Source organism: Verrucomicrobiota bacterium (genome assembly GCA_016871535.1).
GTDB lineage: Bacteria > Verrucomicrobiota > Verrucomicrobiia > Limisphaerales > SIBE01 > VHCZ01.
The window spans coordinates 1-4,862 of record VHCZ01000367.1; the positions used below are offsets into that span (position 1 = coordinate 1).

Genomic DNA, 4,862 nt, shown 5'->3' on the forward strand with positions numbered 1-4,862 from the left:
AGGCCGAAGAGCCGCCCAAGACGAAGTCAGAGCACCCATAGTAGCGATGAAGCGAGTAATGATCGTGGAGGGAAGGGAGTGCAGGAAGATGGAAGGAAGCTGGCCCGAACGACAGGCCATAAACCGCTGAGGCAATGGCCAACTTTCGACTGTATTTTTGGGAGCCGCGGCGTAAGTTTTACAATCGATGATGCGCCATTTTCCAATGCTCGCTTGTGTCTTCGCCATGATGGCGGCCCGCTTCGCGGAAGCGAAACTGACCCCGGAACAGATCGCGGCTCTGCCGCAGCCTGCCGGGCGCCCTGTCAACTTCAGCAAAGACATCAAACCCATCTTTGAGGCGAGTTGCATCAAATGTCACGGACGCGGGAAGAGCAAAGGCGATTTCCGCCTGGACACGCGCGAAACGCTCCTGAGCGGCGGCCAGTCCGGACCGGCGGTGGTTTCAGGCAAAAGCGCCGAAAGTTACCTGATCGAGCTGGTCTCCGGCCTGGACCCGGACAATGTGATGCCTCAGAAAGGCTCGAAGCTGACGCGCGAGCAGGTCGGCCTGTTGCGCGCCTGGATCGACCAGGGATTGTCCTGGGACGAAGGCGTCAGTTTCGGGAGAATGCCTCCGATCAATCTGCATCCGCGCAAACCCGAATTGCCCGCGATTTCTGCGCGAGCGGCGCGGACCAGGAATCCGATTGACCTGATCTTGCTCCCGTATTTTGCCGCTCAGAAATTCGCGCCGGACAAACCGGTCAGCGACGCGGTCTTCGCCCGCCGCGTTTATCTGGACGTGCTGGGGCTGCTCCCACCTCGCGAGGAACTGGAGGATTTCGTGGCCGACCGGTCACGCGACAAACGGCAGCGCCTGGTTAAGCGACTGTTGGCCGACGATCCGCGTTATGCCGAACACTGGCTGTCTTTCTGGAACGACGTTTTGCGCAACGACTACAAGGGCACGGGCTACATCGACAATGGCCGAAAGCAGATCACCGGCTGGCTTTACGCGGCGCTGGCGAAGAACATGCCCTACGACCGGTTCGTGGCCGAGTTGATCAACCCGACGCCGGAATCGGAAGGCTTCGTCAACGGCATCGTCTGGCGCGGTGTCGTCAACGCCAGCCAGACGCCCCAGATGCAAGCCGCGCAAAACATTTCCCAGGTGTTCATGGGCGTCAATCTGAAGTGCGCCTCCTGCCACGACAGCTTCATCAACGATTGGGCTTTGGCCGACGCCTACGGACTGGCCAGCATTTATGCCACGAACGAACTGGAGATGATCCAGTGCGACAAACCGACCGGGAAAAGGGCGGGTATGAAATTCCTTTATCCGGAGCTTGGCGCTCTCGATCCTCAAGCGCCCAAATCCGAACGCCTCAAACGCCTCGCCGAGATCATCACTCAAAAACAAAACGGCCGGCTGTCGCGAACCATCGTCAATCGCCTCTGGGCAAAATTCACGGGCCGGGGACTGGTGGAGCCGGTCGATGACATGGAAAGCCCGGCGTGGAATCCGGACCTGCTCGATTGGCTGGCGGAGGATTTGGTCGAGAACGGCTACAATCTGAAGCACACCATGGAGCGCATCCTGACTTCGGACGCATACCAAATGCCCGCGGTTCCCGTGTCAGAACAAAAGTCCAAGGACTTCGTCTTCCGTGGGCCATTCGTGCGTCGCATGTCCGCCGAGCAATACGTGGATGCGCTGGCTTCGGTCACAGGGCACTGGTTTACGCTGCCGGCAGCGCGGTCAGATTTCGCGGCTCGCCAACCGAATGGTCCATTGACTCCCAAATGGATTTGGAACGAGGCGCACGCGGCGGATAAAGCCGAGCCGCGCACCGTGTATTTCCGAAGAACGATCGAGTTGTCCGAAAAGCCCGCCGCCGCCGCCATCGTCGTGGCTTGCGATAATAGTTTCCGGCTTTATATCAACGGAAAAGACGCCGGCTCCGGAAGGGATCACACCAAACCCAACCTCATCGATATTCGCCCGCACCTGGAGAAAGGCCGCAACGTGATCGGTATCGCGGCGACGAACGACAAATCGGCGCCCGACAACAAAGAAGCGGATCAATCGAACCCGGCCGGTCTTTTGGTTTCTGCGTATGTCCGAGCGGAGCGCACGGTGAACGAGATCCCGGTGGAGAGTGTGATGGACTTCGCCAGCGACGCCTCCTGGGTTTGGTCCACGGAAAGAACCGACGGCTGGCAGAAGGGAGATTTTGCCGCCGAAGGCTGGCAGCCGGCGATCGAATTGGGGGAACCGGATAGGACGCCTTGGAAGATCGGGAAAACCTTCTCCGAACTGGTTTCCGCCGCCAGACTTTACGGGCACGCCCGCGCCTCGCTGGTCAACGCCGACCCGCTGATGGTCGCTCTGGGCCGGCCGAACCGCGAGCAAGTCATCACGACCCGCTCCTCCGTGGCCACGACACTGCAAGCATTGGAATTGACCAACGGTCCGACCCTGGCTGACCGGCTTAAACAGGGCGCCGAGAAACTCCTTCAGGAAGGCTGGCGCAGCGCGAACGAGCTGGTGATCCGAGTTTACGAACGCGTGCTCTCGCGAAAACCTACCGCGGAGGAACTCCGCCTGGCGCAAGTCCTCGTCGGCACGCCCGCCCGCAAGGAAGGCGTCGAAGACTTGCTCTGGGCCATGACCATGTTGCCGGAGTTTCAACTCATTTATTAGGCCAGGACACCATGAACGCGTTGTTTCCCCTCACCCTGTCCCTCTCCCCTGGGGAGAGGGAATCCTTGATCCTACGATGGAAACAACCAGGCTCGGTGGGGCTGCCGGAGCGCCTCCCTCTCCTTGGGGAGAGGGCCAGGGTGAGGGGAACCGACGTGCCTACAGATCCGGACGATTCGAAAAATGCACCGGAATCATTTCGATGAATTCAGCGTTTTGAACTTTTGCCTATGAACACGAATGCCACTTGGAACCGCCGCGAATTTCTACGCACCGCCGGCGCGGCCACGCTGTCGGCGCTCGCCGCTGGCTATCCCAAACCACTTTTCGCCGGCCAAAGCGAGCCGCTTGAGAAAATCACCCCAACTGCCGACACCCTCATTGTGCTCTGGATGGGCGGCGGCATGGCGCACACCGAGACGTTCGATCCCAAGCTCTACACGCCTTACGAGAAAGGCCTCTCCCCTGACCGCGTCTTGAGCACGTTCCCGGCGATCGACACCGCCGTGGACCACATCAAGATCACGGAGGGCTTTGAGAACATTGCGCGCGTGATGGATCGCGGCGCGTTGATCCGCACCTACACCGCGGGCGATCTGGGTTTCATTCTGCATTCGCGCCACCAATACCAATGGCACACGGGCTACGCGCCGCCGCAAACCGTCGCCGCGCCGCACATCGGCGCCATCGTGGCGCGGACGCTTGGCCCGTTGAATCCCGCCGTGCCCGCGTTCATCAACATCGGGCAGCGCTTCGACGTCGGCGAAGGCGAAGAGTTGAAGGCATTCTCGACGGCTGGTTTTCTCAGCAGCGAATACGGGCCGTTCAACATTCCGTTTCCGGAACAAGCTGCCGACGCCGTGCGCCCGCCGGCGGGCATGACTCCGAGCCGATTTGAAGATCGTAATCGAATCTACAAGAGGCTTCTTGCCGCCAGCCCCGTTGGCGAGTTCGGCAGCGATTACCAGAAAGAATCTTTGCTCCGTTCGCTCGACAACGCGCACCAGCTCCTGAGTTCGCCCGCCGCCAAAGCTTTCGACCTCACGCTGGAACCGCTCGAAAACATCCGCAAATATGTGCCCGATTACGAGCCAGGCAAACGTTACGACGCGGACAAGAATCGCTCCGGCAGCTACGAGTCGTCCACCATCGGACGCTTCGGACTGGGATGTCTGCTCGCCCGGCGGCTGGCGGAAGTGGGCGCGCGCTACATCGAGGTCACGACCGAATACATTCCGTTCCTCAACTGGGACACGCACGAGCACGGGCACACCAAATTGGTCAACATGAAGAAGACCATCGACGCGCCGCTCGCGCAGCTTGTGCTCGACCTCGAAACGCGCGGCTTGCTCAATCGAACCTTGATCGTGCTGGCCAGCGAGTTCAGCCGCGACATGCTGGTCGAGGGCAAACCCGACAAGACGGTCAAAGACCAGGTGGAAGTTCCGGAGGTGATCAACGACTTGAAACACTACGGCATGCACCGGCATTTCACGGACGCCGGCTGCGTGTTGCTGTTCGGCGGCGGGATCAAACGCGGGCATCTTCACGGCGTGACCGCGGACGAGCGGCCCTGCAAGACGCTCAAAGACCGGGTCGTCATCGAAGATCTGCATGCCAGCATGTTCCGGGCGTTGGGCATTTCTCCGAAGCTGGCCTACGAAATCGAGAAGCGTCCCTTCTACGTGACGCGCGACGGCCTGGGCGAACCGATCCTGGAGTTGTTTGGTTAGACCGTTGTGATGGCCCTGGATTTGGCATTGTCTAAGGCAGGATGAGTGACTCGCAAAAGCCGCCTTGGACGATCACGCCGGAAAAGGTGAATCTGGTCGTCGATCGCCTGGTTGAAACAGGCCGACCGCGCAAGATCATCTTGTTCGGCTCATATGTGCGCGGGGAAACCCATGCGGATAGCGACCTCGACGTGCTCGTGGTGTCCGATGACGAGGTAGAGAACACGCGGAAGGAAAGCGTCCGGTTACGTCGCGCATTGCGAGGCATCCCCGTTTTGGGGCTGTGGCCGACGAGCAACGCCGCAGCCGGCCAGGTGCCGCCCCGCCCCGGAGGGCTGGGGCGATTTCGCTTTCTGGCTTCGTTTCTCCTCAGTCGCAGAGCCCTGGCTATGCTCCTTCGTCGTGCCTCGCCAGAAAGCGAAATCGCCTCCAGCAAAACCGGA

3 protein-coding genes are annotated in these 4,862 nt (G+C 60.3%); all 3 read left to right on the forward strand.

Going from position 1 to position 4,862, the window contains the following annotated elements; translation table 11 throughout:
* Positions 1-187: 187 nt before the first annotated feature.
* Positions 188-2,686 (forward strand): DUF1553 domain-containing protein, encoded by a 2,499-nt coding sequence (locus FJ398_26090; protein MBM3841358.1) that lies wholly within the window; start codon positions 188-190, stop codon positions 2,684-2,686.
* A 230-nt stretch (positions 2,687-2,916) separates the two neighbouring features.
* A complete protein-coding gene (locus tag FJ398_26095) occupies positions 2,917-4,419 on the forward strand; it encodes a DUF1501 domain-containing protein (protein ID MBM3841359.1) in 1,503 nt (500 codons plus the stop codon).
* 41 nt (positions 4,420-4,460) lie between these two features.
* Positions 4,461-4,862: hypothetical protein (locus tag FJ398_26100; GenBank protein ID MBM3841360.1), on the forward strand; the 402-nt coding region annotated here is incomplete at its 3' end.

Excerpts from the sequence above, each read along its gene's own strand:
- FJ398_26090 (MBM3841358.1), top strand. The coding sequence starts at position 188 with ATGATGCGCCATTTTCCAATGCTCGCTTGTGTCTTCGCCATGATGGCG.
- FJ398_26095 (MBM3841359.1), top strand. The coding sequence starts at position 2,917 with ATGAACACGAATGCCACTTGGAACCGCCGCGAATTTCTACGCACCGCC.